The organism is Candidatus Zixiibacteriota bacterium (assembly GCA_014728145.1).
Lineage (GTDB): Bacteria > Zixibacteria > MSB-5A5 > JAABVY01 > JAABVY01 > WJMC01.
This window is the reverse complement of sequence record WJMC01000107.1, coordinates 1-2,760: the sequence shown is the minus strand read 5'-3', so window position 1 is coordinate 2,760 and position 2,760 is coordinate 1. Positions and strand designations below refer to the sequence as shown.

Below are 2,760 nucleotides of genomic sequence, written 5' to 3'. Positions count from 1 at the left end.
GTATTTTTAAATATGTCGCTCAAATCCTTTTTTTCGGCATGGATTGTATCGGATGAAATCCCGCGGACACCGAGATCTTTTTTTATCTCGAGCAGGGCTTTTTGCCGGAGTGCTTCGATTTCTGTCAGGCGCTTGATATAACCGGTTTTGTCGATACCTTTCAGCTCCACGCGAGTACCGCCTGAAATCGAAACATTGACATCCTGGCGGGTGGCACCGATCCCGCGCCGGACATTGCCGGAGGAACGCAGTACCCGCCCGATAATTTCATCGACCTCCATAGCCTCGGTCGGCGTCCGCATATCCGGGTAAGTGACCACTTCGACCAATGGCGTAGACAAGCGGTCGGTGCGGAAACGGACCTGGTGACGGATATCGTGCATCTCCCGGCAGGCATCCTCTTCCAGCGCCAGCTGGTATATCCTGATCTTGCGTCCCCGATACGGTATCCATCCCTCCACGCCAACTATGGCTGTGCGCTGGAAACCGGTCGGAATCGAGCCGTCGAGGTACTGCTTGCGGGTGATATGAAGTTCGTCAACCACCTGGCAGTTGAACATCATCGCAATCTGGATAGCATAGTCGAGCGCCTCCTGGTTGATCGGAAACGGCGGAGTGTCGTCCATCTCGTAGGTGCATACGCAGTCCCGGAAAAGCTCGTAGACAACTTCCTTTCTGGTCTTGAACTCCATCAGGGCGGTGCCGTCGTACTCACCCAATTCCGACAGGGTCGGTCGCATATGCCGTACAATCAATGAATCGGGGGGCTGGTTGGTGTAGCCTACCGGACATCGGCAAAACAGCTTTTTGGCCGTATCGAGTTGCTGATGGACCTCGAGCCCGCATTTGAAGCCGAGGTCGCGAAAGAGGTTGTCGTCCAGATTATCGTAATCCATAATTTGTGAATTTTCTCACATCAAAAAGATCAATATAAGCAAACCGCCGACCGCTTTGCAAGCGCTTTCAGCACTTTTTTGTGAATTGACATCGTCTTGGAAATGCTTTAATTAAGAGCTATGCCGGACAGGATTCGAATAGCCTTAGCACAGATCAACTTAACCGTTGGCGATCTTTCCCACAATCTCGAAAAGATCATCGATTATGGGCGCGAGGCGGAAGTGGCCGGAGCCGATATCGTGGTTTATCCCGAACTCGCGCTATGTGGTTATCCGCCCGAGGATCTGCTTTTAAAACGGGCATTTCATGACGATATCGAAAAATCCCTGAGGAAGCTCAGGCGTGAAAAAATCAGACCGATCCAGGTTGTCGGCTATCCTCATCTGGATAAGACCGGTCTGAATTCGGCGGCGATAATTCACGGCGGTCAGCAGATTGCCAGAATTGACAAGTTCTGCCTGCCGAATTACGGTGTTTTCGATGAAAAGCGCTACTTCTCTGGGGCACAAAAAACTATGATATTCGATCTCGGCAAGATTCGTTTCGGGGTAAATATCTGCGAGGATATCTGGGTTTCGCCCGGGATTACCGAAGTATTGACTTTGCACGGTGCTCACCTGGTGATAAATATATCTTCCTCGCCCTACCATATTCATAAAAATAAAGTCCGCCAGGATATGATTCGCCGGATTGTGCGTTCCAACTATATCTATTTTGCCTACTGCAACCTTGTGGGCGGTCAGGATGAGCTGGTTTTCGACGGCAACTCGATGGTGTTTATGCCCGACGGTGAACTTCTGGCGGCCGGTAAGGCCTTTGAGGAGGACCTGGTGGTTGCCGACATTCTCCCCTCGGCTGTGACCAAGCGGATGTATTCATTTAAAATACCGACCCAGCTTCCCAAAGTTGAGGAAATCAGGCTCGACCAATTCAAGCCCTCGCGCAAACGCAGGAAGAAACCATATAAATTGCCCGAACCACTCAAACCCGAACAGGAAGTTTTCGATGCGCTGGTTCTGGGACTGCGTGATTATGTCGGCAAGAACGGTTTCTCCGAGGTCGTGGTCGGGCTTTCGGGTGGAATAGATTCGGCTTTAACCGCGGCTGTCGCAGAGCAGGCGTTGGGGAGGAACCATCTGCACCTGGTGTTCATGCCGTCTGAATATACATCAAAACAATCACATCGCGATGCGCGCAAGCTGGCTGAAAACATGGATGTCGACTTGATCGAGATAGCAATCGATGAACCTTTTGCGCATTTCAAAGCTCTCCTGTCGGAGCAGTTTGCAGGCTTAAAAGAAGATATCACCGAGGAGAACCTGCAAGCCAGGATTCGTGGTAATATCCTGATGGCACTTTCGAACAAGTTTAACTGGATTGTACTGACGACCGGAAATAAATCCGAAGTTTCAGTCGGGTATTTTACTATTTACGGCGATTCCGCGGGAGGTTTCGCTGTACTCAAGGATGTCTACAAGACTTTGGTGTTCGAATTGGCGCGTTACTACAATCACCTGCGGGGAAAAACGATTATCCCGCGTTCGATCATCACCAAACCACCCTCGGCCGAACTTCGCCCCGACCAGAAAGATACCGACAACCTTCCGCCCTACGAAAAGCTCGATCCGATATTGAAGATGTATATTGAAAGCGACATGGGCCAGCGCGAGATCGTCAATGCCGGTTACGAACGCAAGCTGGTCAGGCGGATAATACGTCTGGTCGATATGTCGGAGTACAAAAGACGCCAGTCGCCCCCGGGAATCAAGATCACCCCGCGCGCTTTCGGACGCGATCGGCGTATGCCGATCACGCAGAAGTATTTTTAGCATTCAATATCCAAGCTTGTGATCAGAAAAGCAG

The 2,760-nt window shown here is 50.9% G+C and carries 2 protein-coding genes; one reads left to right on the top strand and one right to left on the bottom strand.

Annotation, left to right across the window (positions count from 1 at the left end):
• A partial coding sequence (locus tag GF404_06890; GenBank protein MBD3381906.1) for a Glu-tRNA(Gln) amidotransferase GatDE subunit E occupies positions 1–896 on the bottom strand: 896 nt, incomplete at its 3' end.
• Positions 897–1,028: 132 nt separating this feature from the next.
• Here GF404_06890 and GF404_06885 point away from each other — a divergent pair.
• Complete coding sequence (locus GF404_06885) at positions 1,029–2,726, top strand: NAD+ synthase (protein ID MBD3381905.1); 1,698 nt, start codon at positions 1,029–1,031, stop codon at positions 2,724–2,726.
• The last annotated feature ends 34 nt before the right edge of the window (positions 2,727–2,760 follow it).